At 40.2% G+C, this 14,488-nt stretch carries 15 protein-coding genes and 3 tRNA genes; 7 read left to right on the top strand and 11 right to left on the bottom strand.

Annotation, left to right across the window (positions count from 1 at the left end; all coding sequences use genetic code 11):
- Positions 1 to 62 precede the first annotated feature (62 nt).
- A complete protein-coding gene (dapF, locus tag INP94_RS04520; protein ID WP_070868610.1) occupies positions 63 to 887 on the top strand; it encodes a diaminopimelate epimerase in 825 nt (274 codons plus the stop codon).
- A gap of 51 nt (positions 888 to 938) precedes the next feature.
- On the opposite strand, the gene INP94_RS04515 is transcribed toward dapF, so the two are convergent.
- From INP94_RS04515 to dauA, 6 genes are all read right to left on the bottom strand, one after another.
- The gene (locus tag INP94_RS04515; RefSeq protein ID WP_070868611.1) at positions 939 to 1,691 is read right to left on the bottom strand and encodes a carbonic anhydrase; all 753 of its coding nucleotides are present in this window, start codon (positions 1,689 to 1,691) and stop codon (positions 939 to 941) included.
- A 221-nt stretch (positions 1,692 to 1,912) separates the two neighbouring features.
- On the bottom strand, positions 1,913 to 2,845 hold the full coding sequence (dusC, locus tag INP94_RS04510; RefSeq protein WP_070868612.1) for a tRNA dihydrouridine(16) synthase DusC: 933 nt from the start codon (positions 2,843 to 2,845) through the stop codon (positions 1,913 to 1,915).
- Positions 2,845 to 3,711 carry a co-chaperone DjlA gene (djlA, locus tag INP94_RS04505; RefSeq protein WP_070868613.1) on the bottom strand — a complete coding sequence of 289 codons (867 nt, stop codon included), beginning with the start codon at positions 3,709 to 3,711 and terminating at the stop codon, positions 2,845 to 2,847. The genes dusC and djlA overlap by 1 nt, the downstream gene beginning before the upstream one ends.
- A gap of 106 nt (positions 3,712 to 3,817) precedes the next feature.
- On the bottom strand, positions 3,818 to 4,459 hold the full coding sequence (gene pyrE / locus INP94_RS04500) for an orotate phosphoribosyltransferase (protein ID WP_049380142.1): 642 nt from the start codon (positions 4,457 to 4,459) through the stop codon (positions 3,818 to 3,820).
- Between the two features lie 9 nt (positions 4,460 to 4,468).
- Positions 4,469 to 5,185, bottom strand: a complete 717-nt coding sequence (gene rph, locus INP94_RS04495) for a ribonuclease PH (protein ID WP_070583542.1) — start codon at positions 5,183 to 5,185, stop codon at positions 4,469 to 4,471.
- Positions 5,186 to 5,246: 61 nt separating this feature from the next.
- Complete coding sequence (gene dauA / locus INP94_RS04490; RefSeq protein ID WP_070583544.1) at positions 5,247 to 6,989, bottom strand: C4-dicarboxylic acid transporter DauA; 1,743 nt, start codon at positions 6,987 to 6,989, stop codon at positions 5,247 to 5,249.
- Positions 6,990 to 7,113: 124 nt separating this feature from the next.
- Here dauA and INP94_RS04485 point away from each other — a divergent pair.
- A tRNA-Ser gene (locus tag INP94_RS04485) sits at positions 7,114 to 7,203 on the top strand.
- Between the two features lie 118 nt (positions 7,204 to 7,321).
- On the opposite strand, the gene INP94_RS04480 is transcribed toward INP94_RS04485, so the two are convergent.
- From INP94_RS04480 to INP94_RS04470, 3 genes are all read right to left on the bottom strand, one after another.
- Complete coding sequence (locus INP94_RS04480; protein ID WP_197544155.1) at positions 7,322 to 8,476, bottom strand: YadA C-terminal domain-containing protein; 1,155 nt, start codon at positions 8,474 to 8,476, stop codon at positions 7,322 to 7,324.
- 192 nt (positions 8,477 to 8,668) lie between these two features.
- Positions 8,669 to 8,745, bottom strand: a tRNA-Arg gene (locus INP94_RS04475).
- A gap of 52 nt (positions 8,746 to 8,797) precedes the next feature.
- Positions 8,798 to 8,874 (bottom strand) — tRNA-Pro (locus INP94_RS04470).
- Positions 8,875 to 9,052: 178 nt separating this feature from the next.
- On the opposite strand from INP94_RS04470, the gene folD reads away from it, so the two are divergent.
- Positions 9,053 to 9,910 (top strand): bifunctional methylenetetrahydrofolate dehydrogenase/methenyltetrahydrofolate cyclohydrolase FolD, encoded by an 858-nt coding sequence (gene folD, locus INP94_RS04465; RefSeq protein WP_197544154.1) that lies wholly within the window; start codon positions 9,053 to 9,055, stop codon positions 9,908 to 9,910.
- A 55-nt stretch (positions 9,911 to 9,965) separates the two neighbouring features.
- On the opposite strand, the gene bamC is transcribed toward folD, so the two are convergent.
- The gene (gene bamC / locus INP94_RS04460) at positions 9,966 to 10,967 is read right to left on the bottom strand and encodes an NlpB/DapX family lipoprotein (RefSeq protein WP_197544153.1); all 1,002 of its coding nucleotides are present in this window, start codon (positions 10,965 to 10,967) and stop codon (positions 9,966 to 9,968) included.
- A 101-nt stretch (positions 10,968 to 11,068) separates the two neighbouring features.
- The gene (dapA, locus tag INP94_RS04455; RefSeq protein WP_178164328.1) at positions 11,069 to 11,965 is read right to left on the bottom strand and encodes a 4-hydroxy-tetrahydrodipicolinate synthase; all 897 of its coding nucleotides are present in this window, start codon (positions 11,963 to 11,965) and stop codon (positions 11,069 to 11,071) included.
- 116 nt (positions 11,966 to 12,081) lie between these two features.
- Between dapA and bcp the strand changes: the two genes are divergently transcribed.
- The 4 genes from bcp (at position 12,082) to INP94_RS04435 (ending at position 14,452) form a co-directional block, all read left to right on the top strand.
- Positions 12,082 to 12,549: a thioredoxin-dependent thiol peroxidase gene (gene bcp / locus INP94_RS04450; RefSeq protein ID WP_197544152.1), complete on the top strand. Its 468-nt coding sequence runs from the start codon at positions 12,082 to 12,084 to the stop codon at positions 12,547 to 12,549.
- Positions 12,550 to 12,723: 174 nt separating this feature from the next.
- Positions 12,724 to 13,176: a TonB-system energizer ExbB gene (gene exbB, locus INP94_RS04445; RefSeq protein ID WP_049368660.1), complete on the top strand. Its 453-nt coding sequence runs from the start codon at positions 12,724 to 12,726 to the stop codon at positions 13,174 to 13,176.
- A gap of 2 nt (positions 13,177 to 13,178) precedes the next feature.
- A complete protein-coding gene (gene exbD / locus INP94_RS04440) occupies positions 13,179 to 13,655 on the top strand; it encodes a TonB system transport protein ExbD (protein ID WP_049368661.1) in 477 nt (158 codons plus the stop codon).
- Positions 13,652 to 14,452: an energy transducer TonB gene (locus tag INP94_RS04435; RefSeq protein ID WP_197544151.1), complete on the top strand. Its 801-nt coding sequence runs from the start codon at positions 13,652 to 13,654 to the stop codon at positions 14,450 to 14,452. The genes exbD and INP94_RS04435 overlap by 4 nt, the downstream gene beginning before the upstream one ends.
- Positions 14,453 to 14,488: the final 36 nt, after the last annotated feature.

The following is a 14,488-nucleotide window of genomic DNA, read 5'->3' as shown; positions in this document are numbered from 1 at the left end:
ATTTGCCATTCGGCTTATTGCTCTCTATAATGCCAAAAAATTTTCAAATCAAGGAAGGAAACATGCAGTTTTCCAAAATGCATGGCCTTGGCAATGACTTTGTCGTTGTTGATGCTGTGACTCAAAATGCCTATTTTACCCCTGAAACCATTAAACGCTTAGCCGATCGTCATCGTGGTATTGGTTTTGATCAGCTTTTAATCGTTGAGCCACCTTATGATCCAGATTTAGATTTCCATTATCGTATTTTTAATGCCGATGGCAGTGAAGTGTCGCAATGTGGAAATGGGGCAAGATGTTTTGCGCGTTTTGTCACCTTAAAAGGGTTGACCAATAAAAAGAATATTGCAGTAAGCACGCAAAAAGGAAAGATGGTTTTAACGGTAAAAGAAGATGGGCAAATTCGCGTCAATATGGGCGAGCCGATTTGGGAACCGAATAAAATTCCTTTTACAGCCAACAAATTTGAAAAAAACTATATTTTACGTACCGATGTTCAAACGGTGCTTTGTGGTGCAGTATCAATGGGCAATCCACATTGCGTTGTTCAAGTGGACAATATTGAAACGGCCAATGTAGCAGAGTTAGGTCCACTCTTAGAAAGCCACGAACGTTTTCCTGAAAGGGTAAACGCTGGATTTATGCAAGTCGTCAATCGTAACCACATTAAGTTGCGTGTATATGAGCGTGGTGCTGGTGAAACGCAAGCTTGTGGCAGTGGGGCGTGCGCAGCGGCAGCTGTTGGGATGATGCAAGGTTTACTTGATAACAAAGTGCAAGTCGATCTACCTGGTGGTAGCTTACTTATTGAATGGGAAGGCGTAGGCTCACCGCTTTATATGACTGGCGATGCGACTCATATCTATGATGGCAATATTCACCTTTAATCTTTCTAATCTGAATAAAAAATGCGTGGAGATTATCCACGCATTTTTTATTTATTGTTCAACTTCTACATCACGCTGATTTAATGGTTGCGTTGGACGGTTGTTTTTCCCTTCCATTTCTTCTATCGCGGCAATTTGTGCTTTGCTTGCTTGAATTGGTGATTTAAAAATGGTCCAAGCCACGTTTTCACTACAAGGTGGAGTCGTGAGTGATCCATTTAAGCGGAAGCGAGCCATCTCTTTTGGCATTAGCGCTTTAATATCAATCTGTTGAGCCAATTTTTCTTTTTGTCCAACGGTGAGTTTTTTCTCAATTACTGGTGCTAATGCTGGATTAGCTTCACCTTCATTGACCATTACGGCAACAACCGCTAATGCTTTATCTTCACTTTGATGAACAAAATGAATTTCTAAAGGATAATGTTGGCGTTTAAAAGTATGTTCACTTGGTGTGTGAAAGTGAAATTGTTTTAAATAGAATGGTTTATTGTTGAGCGTAATAAATGGCGCATTTTCTTGTGCAACGCTGACTTGCACGGTATGCCCATTATTCTCTACTTGATAAGCCGCAGGGAAATAATTCATCTTAAGTGGTTTATTTGCCACTTTCATGCCGTTATCTGCTTCCAGATTAACAGGCGACTGAACCTTCCCTAGCTTACAGGTTTGATATTCGGTGAGCAAATCACCCCAATGTTCAGGGCTTTCTTTACCATTATAGGACCAATGCGCTTTATGCGTTTGGGCAAATGATGTTGCGCTTAATGCGATAATTAAGCTAGAAAGCAATAGACGAGTCTTCATAAGGCGCCTCTCCTTTTTTGTGGTATATGCCTCATCGATTCTACTGGTTCTGTATGATAACTTTTTGATTTTGGTCAAGTTTTGTTTGAGTGTAAGCACTCATCGATTCTACTGGTTCTGTATGATAACTTTTTGATTTTAGTCAAGTTTTGTTTGAGTGTAAGCACTCATCGTACGAGTGGGGATAATACTAAAAAGCCGTCTATTCTGACCGCACTTTTTTAGCACTGACAGAGTCGTTCTCTCAGATCTTCTGCTGTTTTGCTGGTTTTAATTCGCTCAAAAACGATGTCCGCTTCAGGATATTCTTTATTGAGATAGCGTAGCCATTGTTTGATTCGGGCAACATGATAAAAACCGGAATCATGGAAATTTTCCATTTTCGCATATTTTTGCAAGATTTTTTGAATATCCACCCAAGGCATTTTTTTGCAATTTTGTTTGAGTACAAGGCTTAAGTTTGGGATATTTAATGCCCCACGCCCGACCATTAGATCTTCGCAACCTGTCGCTTTCAAACATGCTTGACCATCTTCCCAACGCCAAATTTCACCATTAGCAATCACTGGGATCGTCAAGCGAGATCTCACTTCACCGATTTTCTCCCAATTGATGCGATCGGCACGATACCCATCGGCTTTGGTCCTGCCGTGAATGGTGATTTCAGTGGCGCCACCTTGTTGTACGGCATCGGCAATTTCAAACGCTTGTGAAGTACAATCCCAACCTAATCGCACTTTCACACTGACAGGTAAATGACTAGGTACGGTTTTTCGTAAGGCTAGAGTCGCTTGATAAATTAATTCAGGTTGTTTGAGAAGTGCTGCTCCTCCGTTGCTCCCATTAACGGTTTTGGATGGACAACCACAATTTAAATCAATACCATGTGAGCCAAGCTCAATGGCGCGATTAGCATTTTCAGCAAGACAGTTTGGATGTTGACCTAAAAGTTGGACACGAACAGGTGTTTTAGAAGGGGTAAAGCCCTGATTTTTGAGTTCAGGGCAAAGACGATAAAAGACTTTTTCGGGTAAGAGTTGATCCACCACGCGAACAAACTCGGTGATGCAGAGATCGTATTCATTCACTTCGGTTAAAAGCTGGCGAACAAAAGGATCAAGCACTCCTTGCATAGGGGCGAGGATAACGCGCACTATTTCCAGCCTTTTGCTTTACAAATTAAATCATAAGCGGCTTGGATTTGTTGCGCTTTTTCTTTAGCCATTTCCATCATTTCTGGCGGTAAGCCTTTCGCGACTAATTTATCCGGGTGATGTTCATTCATTAAACGACGATATGCACGTTTTACCGCATTGCGATCATCACTTTCACTCACGCCCAATACTTTATAAGCATCGCTTAATGTAGGGCCTGAAGATTGTTGGTATCCGCCTTGTTGTTGGTATTGGTAACCACCTTGCTGTTGATAGCCGCCTTGTTGGTATTGGCGATAGAATCCACCTTGGGTAAATTGACGAGCCGCAATTTCCATTGCCAGCATTTGCTCAAACTGCATACGGGAAAGACCAAGTTCTTCGGCTACCACATAAAGCACTTCTTTTTCTGACTCATGTAATTGAGAATCAGCAAAGGCAGCCTGCACTTGCACGTGTAAGAACATTCTCAGTAAGTCAGCACGTTGTCCACATCCAATGCGGAATTCACGAATCACCTGGCGTAAAGGGAAATCGGCTTCTTTACCGCGACGAAAGGCCTCTTGAGCGAGTTTGCGATGGCTCTCATCTAATTGCATCTGGTTCATCAACTGATTCGCCAGTTGAATATCTTCTTCCGTCACACGACCTTTGGATTTACTTAAATGCCCAAGTACCGCAAAAGTAGTTTGCATAAAGAGTGCTTGTCGGGTCGTTTTTTTCTTAAAAAAGCTAGAGTTAACCGAACCAAGCTCATAGAGTTTTTTATCTGCGATAGAGCCTAAAATAAGTCCAGCGATAGCGCCGAAAAAGCCCCCCCATTTAAAACCGAGAAAAACGCCGATAATCTTTCCAAAAAAATACATTCTTTTCCCCTAAAGTGCGGTCAAAAGGTCTTTTGACAATAATGGGCAGACGCTAATGTCTGCCCTTACATTAATATGGCTTTATTCTTATTTTTCAAGTAATAAATTACACACCATAACTTTCACGATAAGCCCGCATCACAGGTAAATATTGCTGATAATCGGGTTCTTTTTCAATAAATTGCATTAAATCATCCAAATCAATAATGGAAAGCACTTGGCATTGATAGTCTCGTTCTACTTCTTGGATGGCAGAAAGTTCCCCTTTTCCTTTTTCCTGACGATTTAATGCAATAAAGACAGCCGCTAATCTCGCGTTATTGGCTTCAAGAAGTGCCATGGACTCACGAATGGCTGTGCCAGCTGTAATGACATCATCGACTAACAACACATTGCCGGTTAATGGGCTACCGATCAAATTACCGCCTTCACCGTGATCTTTGGCTTCTTTGCGATTAAAGCAAACAGGTGTATCACGGTTAAATTGATTGAATAGTGCAATGGAAACGCTCGTCGCAATCGGAATGCCTTTATAGGCAGGACCAAAAATGACATCAAAATCGACCGCACTTGATTGAATCGCTTTCGCATAGAATTCACCTAAGCGAGCAAGATCTGCACCCGTGCTAAATAATCCTGCGTTAAAAAAATAAGGGCTTTTTCGACCTGATTTTAGCTCAAACTCGCCAAATTTAAGCACGTTACGGCTCAAGGCGAATTTAATAAATTCGATTTTGTAGCTTTCCATTTTTTGTTCCTATAAACCTAATGCTTCACGTTGTGCAGCGAAGATTTGTTCGCAGCCTTGTTTTGCTAAGCCCAATAAGGTGAGTAATTCTTCGTGGCTGAATGGTTCGCCTTCTGCAGTACCTTGTACTTCGATCATACGACCATCTTCCATCATCACAACGTTCATATCTGTTTCGGCGGCTGAATCTTCCACATATTCCAAATCACACACAGCTTCACCTTCAACAATCCCAACCGAAATTGCAGCAATCAGACCTTTGATTGGATTGGTTTTTAATGTGCCATTTGCAATCAAACCATTGATAGCATCACATAATGCTACTGCAGCACCCGTGATGGAGGCTGTTCTTGTACCGCCATCCGCTTGAATCACATCACAGTCTAAGGTAATAGAACGTTCGCCAAGAGCCTCTAAGTCAACCATAGCACGTAATGAGCGAGCGATTAAGCGTTGAATTTCCATGGTGCGTCCACCTTGTTTGCCTTTTGCCGCTTCACGTTGCATACGGCTGTGTGTAGAGCGAGGTAACATGCCATATTCTGCTGTCACCCAACCTTGATTTTGTCCTTTTAAGAAACGCGGTACGTTTTCATCAACACTCGCCGTACATAAAACTTTAGTATCACCAAATTCCACTAATACTGAGCCTTCAGCATGTTTCGTGTAATTACGGGTGATTTTAATTGGACGAGGCTGATGATTTTCACGATTATTTGGACGCATTCTGAATTCCTTTATTTTATTGATAAAAAAGCGTGCTTATTTTAGCACGCTTTTTAGTGTTTTATGGATTTGCTTGTTCAAACTCACGAATTTTATTAAACACATCTTGTAAATCTGTACCATAGTTAATTTTTTGCAATTCAGGCACAGAGTTAGATTTTACTAACATTCTGAGTGGTTGGAATTGCATATTGCACAAGTAGATTTGTTGATGTGGCAACATATGCTGTACAAAATGAGTGAGTGCATGAATACCGCCGGTATCCAGCACAGTCACGGCATCGCATTGCAACACGATATGTTTGATCTCGTGATCCGTATGGACGGTTTTATCATGCAAATCCGCAAAGAGTTTATCCGCCGCAGCAAAGAATAGTGGACCGCTGATACGATAAGCTAATACATCATTTAAATCTTCTGGTGCAGGTTGTTCAATCGCTTTTGTCATTTCTGCAATGGTGCGGATAAATAAGAGACTCGCTAATAATACGCCGACAGAGATGGCAATTACCATATCAAATAACACAGTGAGAATTAAGCAAGTGAACAACACAGCAATTTCGTTTTTTGTGGAGCGACGCGCCAAACGAATAATTTCAGGTACATTTGCCATATGCCAAGCTACCATTAATAGCAATGCAGCCATAGAAGAGAGTGGCAAATAAGACAGGGCATTCGCAAAGAATAATAGCGAGAATAAAACCAAGAGTGCATGAATGACACTGGCTATTGGCGATACTGCTCCAGATTTAACGTTGGCTGCAGAACGTGCAATTGCTGCAGTTGCCGTAATGCCGCCTAAGAATGGTGAAATAATATTACCTAAACCTTGGGCGAGTAATTCATTATTGGAATGATGTTTGGTATCCGTCATATTATCTAAAATGACCGCACAAAGTAGCGATTCAATCGCGCCTAATACAGCCATTGAAAAGGCGGCAGGCAAGATATCTTGTATGCGATCAAAATTCCAATTGATGACTTCACCTTGTGCATTAGGAATATTCCAAGGTAAGGCAAATTCAGGCAGGACATTAGGGATACCATGTCCTGTTGTACCGTCAGATAAGGTATATTGGAATGCTGTACCAATGGTTTCAACCGAGAAGCCAAATTGTCCTAAGGCTAATGCCATGAGTGTCCCAATAATGACCGCAGGTAAATGGCCCGGCACGGGTAAACGAAGTTTATGCCATTGGGTGAGTACAAATAAGGTGATCACGCCAACCGCAGTGTCTGCCCAGTTAATCGTCGGAAGTGCGGTCAAAATAGCTTGCACTTTTTCAATATAGTGAGGTGGCATCTGGGCAATGTCTAAACCTAAAAAATCTTTGATTTGCAAGGTGCCGATGGTGATCCCAATCCCGCAGGTAAAGCCAAGTGTAACGGGGAGAGGAATGTACTCAATTAGTCGTCCCAATCGAGACAACGCCATGATGACTAAAATAATTCCCGAAAGTAGCGTTGCCATAAGTAACCCGCTGAGCCCAAATTGTTGGGTGACGGGATATAAAATCACGACAAATGCGGCGGTTGGACCTGAAATATTAAAACGCGATCCACCGGTTAACGCAATTACGATCCCCGCTATGATAGCGGTATAAAGACCGTGTTGTGGTGGCACACCGCTAGCAATGGCTAAAGCCATGGAAAGTGGAATCGCAATGACGCCCACGGTGAGACCCGCGATAATATCTTTAATCAATTTTTGTTTTCCGTAACCTTCACGGAAAGATTCTTTCAATGCGCTAAATGGTTTTACGGCCAAAAACACATTTTTAGAAAAGAGTGATTTGATATGCATAAAAATACGATGATAGAAAAAAGATAGTTTATATTTTAGCTAAAAGGAAAAGGATTTTTTATGTTCTAGCTCAAAAAACTTGACTAATCTTGGATAAATCTTTATATTTCACGCACTTCAAAACGGTGAGATGTCCGAGTGGTTGAAGGAGCACGCCTGGAAAGCGTGTATGTGCGAAAGCGCATCGGGGGTTCGAATCCCCCTCTCACCGCCATTCAAATTACAATCCTTTATAAATATCCAATCATTTTTTAAATCATATATTCTCGATATTTTATGGATATAAAAAAGCACGCCTTAAGCGTGCTTTTGTTATTTATACGAGTATTTAGTTAGCGCCAACGTATCCCAACACCTGCACCCGCACCAAAATCACCACGGCTACTTGCAGTACCGCCTACTTTAAATAGCAGTTTACCATTATCAGATGCACGAGAATAACCGACAGCTAGCGCACTTTCATTGCGGAAAGTTCCCGCCCCCACACCAAGCACGCTTTCCCCAGAGGTAATGGCTTGAGGTACTTGTGTTAATGCAATGGCACTTGAAATGCCTGCGCGTAATTTTTTCACGTTGTGTTTTAAATCAGAGCGTAATGATTCAGTGGAACGTGTCATTTCAGAACGTAAATCAGAAATCTCTTTCGTATTTGTCAAAACTTGATTTGACATGTGATCCAAGCGTGAAGCGTTATTCGCAATATTTTGCACATTATTGTTTACTTTATCAGCAAGAGCTTTGGTGTTCTGAGTATTGTTTGCAGAATTGTGGCTGATTCTATTTTTTAGATCATCAATATCGGTTTTGTTTGTTTGAATATTGTTTGTGTTATTTTTTACTTGGTTATCTAGGTTATTTAGATTTTTCTGTGTATCAGTAACACGTTCTTCTACACCGGTGATTCGATTATCTAAATCCTTACGATTCTCCGTAATTCGTTCATCTAAATCTTTACGGTTTTCCGTAATACGGTTATCTAAATCTTTGCGATTTTCGGTAATTCGTTCATCGAGCGCTCGACGATCTTCAGTAATTCGACCATCTAAACGACCCACTTCATCATTGATGCGATTATTTAGATTTTCATCTGTTTCATTAATGCGATCATTTAAGTTTTTATCGGTTTGGTTTAAACGTTCGTCAACGCCAGTAATACGATTATTTAAATCTTTCTGAGCGTTGGTGATACGATCATCAAGACGCCCCACTTCGTCATTAATGCGGTTGTTGAGATTTTTATCTGTTTCATTAATACGATCGTTTAAATTTTTGTCCGTTTGATTTAGTCGAACATCGACACCTGTGATGCGCTCGTCAAGTTCTTTACGCTCATTTGTAATTCGATTATCAAGAACTGAACGAGTTTCAGTAATACGATCGTCGAGTCTTCCTACCTGAGCATAAACTTCAGTTTTTGTAGCGGTATCTTCTGCAAAAGCAAGAGATGTACTTCCAAATAAACATACAAATAATAGTGTTTTTTTCATTAGGTTTAATTCCTTTAAATAAAAAATATCCGAAATATAATAAAAGTTTCATTTGGTATGAAACGAAATGAATAATACTTGTATGAAATAATTTGGTAAATATTTTAACTTGAAAATTTACAAACATTTACATTGTAAAACAATGACTTATGGTTTTGTAAAGTTTTATGCTTTGCTTGAGAAAGTATATAATGGCACGCCCTAAAGGATTCGAACCTTTGACCCACGCCTTAGAAGGGCGTTGCTCTATCCAGCTGAGCTAAGGGCGCATTTTAAGGGTTACATCTTTTGTATGGAATTTCGAGGGAAATATAAAAGAAGTGGTCGGCGAGATAGGATTTGAACCTACGACCCACTGGTCCCAAACCAGTTGCGCTACCAAGCTGCGCTACTCGCCGACGATTGAGCACAATTATAGTGAGCTTTTCTTTTCAGTCAATTAATTTTTTAGATTCCTCTTTCAATTGCTCAAAATTATTCCAGTTTTTCAACCGCACTTTTGTTGTCTTTGTAAAATAAGGCGTTGTCAGTTAAAATAGCAAACGTTTACTTAATGCCATCTTGAGGAAAAAACGCATGACTGCTCAAATTATTTCAGGTACTGAACTATCAAAAAAAATCAAATCGGATGTTGCCAATAAAATTGAACATTATCGTGCTCAAGGTAAACGTGCCCCAGGACTTGCGGTAATTTTGGTGGGGGCAGATCCCGCTTCTCAAGTCTATGTAGGCAGTAAACGAAAAAGTTGTGAGGAAATCGGGATGGTTTCAAAATCTTATGATTTACCTGAAACCACTTCGGAAACAGAACTATTGCAACTGATAGATCAATTGAATGCAGATGAAACCATTGATGGTATTCTCGTGCAGTTTCCATTACCTGAACAAATTAATAGTACATCAGTGATTGAGCGTATTAGCCCTGAAAAAGATGTGGATGGTTTCCATCCTTATAATGTGGGGCGTTTATGTCAGCGTATTCCAACTTTACGCGCCTGCACCCCTTATGGCGTGATGAAATTATTAGAAACCACAGGTATCGATTTGCACGGTAAGCATGCGGTGATCGTCGGCGCATCAAATATTGTGGGTCGTCCAATGTCGCTTGAATTGTTGTTGGCAGGTGCTACTGTCACAGTAACGCACCGTTTTACCAAAGATTTAGAGCATCATATTCGTCAGGCAGATGTTTTAGTAGTGGCCGTGGGCAAACCTCGTTTTATTCCAGGCGATTGGATTAAAGAAGGGGCAACAGTCATTGATGTAGGGATTAACCGTATCAATGGTAAATTAGTGGGTGATGTGGAATATGATGTGGCGATACAAAAAGCGGCTTATATTACGCCAGTACCGGGTGGAGTAGGGCCTATGACAGTTGCCATGCTAATGTTTAATACACTTTATGCCTATGAGCGTAACAATCAACTGGTTTAAGAAATAAAAAAGTGCGGTCAACATTTAACCGCACTTTGTTATTTCTCAACTCATATTATTGTGCAAGCAATACACTTAATGCTGAATACAAGGATTGAGCCGCTTCATTTGGTAGTGTCTTGCCATCTTCATCAGTGATCACAACCGCACTTTGTTTACCCACTGCAGAGATTTGCATTTGGTAAACCCCTTTTTCGAGATTAGGTGGATTCACACCTAAACGTAACCACTCTTGTTTATCTAATGGCTTATATTTCAATTCGCGATAACCACGTCCAGCTGATTCAGATATGGCTTTAAAGCCTAATTTCGGTAAAGCTGAACCTAAACGTTGCCATGCTTGCCCAAAGCTTGCATCCATACCTAATGCCATTCTACCGTTCGTATCAGTAATTAAACCTGCTTGGAAAGGTCCTGCTGAGGCATTATTTAAATCTTGTTGTTGCTTGTTATAAGCGTTAGTGAGCGCAGCAACAAAACGATTTAAACGATCAGACGCATAACGTTGTTTATCTGCTTGATCTGGGGTATAAATCACACCATCACGACGCATTTGCTCCACAGAAACGGCTAATGCACTCGCATCTTGTGCCATAACTTGTTCAATTTTATAACGGATCTCTGTGTTGGCTTTATCATCTGCACGACCCGTTGGCGCCCAATCGCTAATTAATACCGCACCATTTAACGTCGAATTTGTGCCTTCTTCTTTCAATAAACGCTCAATTTGTTTGAGATTATAAAGCTCGGCTTGCGCATCCGTATAAACAATCAATGCGCGTTCGCCATCAAATTGTGTCAAAGAATTTTTGATAATCGCTAATGGGGTTGAAGGCGGACGAATATCCACGCGTTCTTTTTTCGCATTAAGCTGAGGAAGTTCATAAGTCGGATCGGCTTGCGGCAATGTTACACCACCACTTGCTAAAGGAGAAAAGCTCGGTATTTCACGATCAGAATTTTGATAAGTGTCATTAGCCGTCTGCATTTTTTCTACGCTGTTTGAACACGCCGATAATAATGCTGCTGCGACTAAACTCAGTACGATTTTTTTCATTCCTTAAATCCTTCAATAAAAAATAATTAAAATAATGACCGCTCTTTGACAAATAAAAAAGTCGAAAGTTTAAAGGGCTGTAAAAACAACCCTTTAATTTATTAAATTAAGCCAGCAATTTTTAATGCTTCTTCTACTCTTACTTGCGCGCTTTCACTTAACACAGTAAGAGGTAAACGTAAATGTGGAGTCTTAATTAAACCTAAACGATATGCCGACCATTTAACCGGGATTGGATTTGATTCAATAAATAAATCTTTATGTAAAGGCATTAAACGTGCATTAATTTCTTCCGCTTTCGCAAAATCGCCCGCTAAAGCATAGCGACACATTGCAGCCATATCTTTTGCTGCAAGGTTATTTGTCACAGAAATAACTCCCTCTGCGCCTAATTTCATCGCTTCTAGTCCTGTTGCATCATCACCACTTAACACAATGAAATCTTTACCTGCAAGCTCTTTAATTGCAGTAACACGTGAGACATCTCCCGTCGCTTCTTTAATTCCTACAATGTTATCAATTTCTGCTAAGCGTGCCACGGTTTCAGGTTTCATATCACTACCCGTACGACCTGGTACGTTATAAAGAAGTTGTGGTAAATCCGTGCATTCTGCAATGGCTTTAAAGTGTTGGAACATACCTTCCTGAGTTGGCTTATTGTAGTAAGGCACCACAGATAAGCAACCCACTACACCGCTATCATGTAATAACTTTGTCATCACAATGGCTTCGCTCGTTGCATTTGCTCCCGCCCCTGCAATAATAGGAATACGACCTTTTGCGAACTCAACCGTCTTCTCAATTACTCGTACATTTTCATCAATGCTTAAAGTGGCTGATTCACCCGTTGTCCCCACAGAAACAATCGCATCTGTGCCAGAATTGATATGAAACTCAACTAGTTTTTCTAGCGTTTCAAAATCAATGTGTCCATGATTATCCATTGGGGTCACTAAAGCAACAATACTGCCTGAAAATAAGGGGGTTTGCGTAGTCATAAGCACTCCATTTATATCTATCCTATTTTTTAACCATAACATTTGAAAATGCTTAGTTATAATCGCTAAAATAGCTTGAATTTACAAATCATTTTTTACATTTTTAAGGATTTTTTATGAAAACATTACAAGCGGGTGACTTAGCACCACAATTCACACTTTTAAATCAAGACAATCAACCGGTTTCACTTAGCAACTTTAAAGGCAAAAAAGTACTCATATATTTTTATCCAAAAGCTTTAACACCAGGCTGTACAACTCAAGCATGCGGTTTGCGTGATACCAAAAGTGAATTAGAAAAATTAGGTGTGGTTATTTTAGGCATCAGTACAGATTCCCCAAAAAAACTCGCTCAATTTGTTGAGAAAAAGTCGCTCAATTTCACCTTGCTTTCTGATGAAGATCACCAGGTTGCCGAGCAATTTGGTGTATGGGGGGAAAAGAAATTTATGGGGCGCACTTATGATGGTATTCATCGTATTAGCTTCCTCATTGATGAACAAGACAAAATTCAACACGTTTTTGATAAATTCAAAACAGGCGAACATCATCAAGTTGTCTTAGATTACCTGCAATCCCTTTAAATCCCCTCTAAAAACAACCGCACTTTCGATGATTTATCTCAAAGTGCGGTCAAAAAAATGATCATTTTTCTGATTTATATTTACGCTCTATTTTCCATTTGATAAAATTCCCTCCTAATTGAAATTAATTCTCAATTCATTTTTATTTTTTAGAACACACAAAGGGATTATCAGATGCCAAAACTTTTTGAGTTTTTACAACAATATAGTGATTACATCATTATCGGACTTTTACTTCTTATGAGTGTAATCATGCTTGCTACTGTGATTGAACGTTTTATCTTTTTAAGCCGTGTCAATGTCGCTAAATATTCCAATATACACGCTCTTGAAATTGATTTAAATCGCAATATGACAATCATTTCAACCGTTGGCGCAAACGCACCTTATGTGGGTTTGTTAGGAACGGTAATTGGTATCTTATTAACCTTTTATCAAATTGGTCAGGCGGGCGGTGATGTTGATGCTGGCGCAATCATGATGCATCTCTCTCTTGCCTTAAAAGCAACTGCTTTGGGTATTTTGGTGGCAATCCCTTCCATGATTTTCTATAACGGTTTAGGTCGTAAAGTGGAAGTTAACCGCTTAAAATGGAAAGTGTTAAACGCTCAAAAAGATAAGGAATAATTGTGAAAAAATTTGATGAAATCAACATTATTCCTTTCATCGACATTATGTTGGTGTTATTAGCGATAGTGTTGATCACCGCATCCTTTATTTCTCAAGGAAAAATTCAAGTCAATGTGCCCAAAGCCAGTTCAACGGTCGCATTCAAATCAGATGAATTAGCCAAATTATTAACCGTGACGGCAGATAAACAACTTTATTTTAATGATAAACCGATCTCCCAAGAAGCCCTTGAAAAAGAGATCGCGAGCTGGAATAAAGATCAGAAAGTCACATTAAAAATTGATGCAGAAGCCTCTTTCCAGGATTTTGTGACGATTACTGACATGTTATCGAAAAACGACATTAAAAATGTCGCGATTGTTTCGATGAAAGATAAAGGTTCACCAAACAAAACAACGCAAGAAAATGAAACAAAAAATACGCCAACACTAGGCGGAGTTGCACGTGGAGGCGTTGGAGTAGGACATAATCAATGAACAGCCAACAAGCGAAACGATCATTATTAGGTTTGGTTATTTCTCTATTGGTTCATGGTGCCATTGTAGGCGCATTGCTTTGGAATTGGCATAAGCCAAGTGAAGCGGCAAGTAATGCGGAAGGCGAAATTTCTACAACGATTTCAATGGAAATGATTCAAGGAATGAGAGTGGAAGAACCAGCTCCAGAGCCGGAACCTGAACCTCAACAGGCAGAGCCTGAACAGGAAAAACAGGAAACTGTCGCGGATCCGACAAAGCAACCGGAACCCGAGAAGAAAAAAGAGCCTGAGAAAAAGCCAGAAAAACCAATTGAAAAACCGAAACCAAAACCGAAAGAGAAGCCCAAAGAAAAACCTAAAAATGAGGTAAAAACAGAGAAACCGGTAGAGATGCCAAAGAATTTACCGATTGGTGATAAGAATATCAATTCAACGGCTACGGCGAATTCTAAAGCAACGACTACAGGCCAACCTGGTACAAATGGTGTTCAAGGTGGTTCTGGTACTAATACGGATGAACTGAATGCTTATCGTGCAGCGATTCGACGTGAAATTGAACGCCACAAACGCTATCCCGCTCGTGCTAAGATGATGCGTAAACAAGGCGTGGTGAGTGTGAGTTTTAGCGTGGGAGCAGATGGTTCCTTATCTGGAGAACGTGTAACAACTTCCTCTGGTGATGAAAGCTTAGATAATGCAGCGCTTGAGGCTGTGAGAAGTGCGAGACCTGTTGGTCCAAAACCCGCGGGATTTGCTTCTTCAGTCAGTGTACCAATTAGCTTCACTATTCAATAGATAAATAAAAAGGCGAACAATAATGTTCGCCTTTCT

This window comes from Haemophilus parainfluenzae (assembly GCF_014931395.1).
Lineage (GTDB): Bacteria > Pseudomonadota > Gammaproteobacteria > Enterobacterales > Pasteurellaceae > Haemophilus_D.
This window is presented reverse-complemented; position numbering and strand designations above follow the sequence as displayed.